Origin of the sequence: Rhodococcus sp. KB6 (assembly GCF_001445685.1) — a bacterium.
GTDB classification, from domain to species: Bacteria; Actinomycetota; Actinomycetes; order Mycobacteriales; family Mycobacteriaceae; genus Rhodococcus_F; species Rhodococcus_F qingshengii.
The window spans coordinates 1-288 of record NZ_LNAK01000115.1; the positions used below are offsets into that span (position 1 = coordinate 1).

The 288-nt window shown below is 61.8% G+C and carries 1 protein-coding gene; it reads right to left on the reverse strand.

What is annotated here, in order from left to right:
• On the reverse strand, positions 1-206 hold a 206-nt coding region (locus ASU23_RS16335; protein ID WP_253741367.1), incomplete at its 3' end, for an Ig-like domain repeat protein.
• Positions 207-288 lie beyond the last annotated feature (82 nt).

Here is a 288-nt window from a genome sequence, read left to right on the forward strand (position 1 = left end):
GCGTGCGACAGAGTCGCAACACCGGACGTGACTGTCACCGGTGCACCGATTGCCGTGCCGTTCGACTTGAACTGCACCGTACCGACAGCATTCGAGGGAGCCACGGTAGCGGTCAGATCAACCGCAGTACCCGTGATCGCAGTCGCCGGAACCGAGAGCGCCGTCGTGGTCTCGACATCCACCGGAGCCGGATCAGAAACGGTCACCGTCTGAGCCGACGCCGACGAACTCACAAACCCTGCACCAGCAGTGAAGTCAGCCGTAACACTCTGAGCACCAGCAACATCG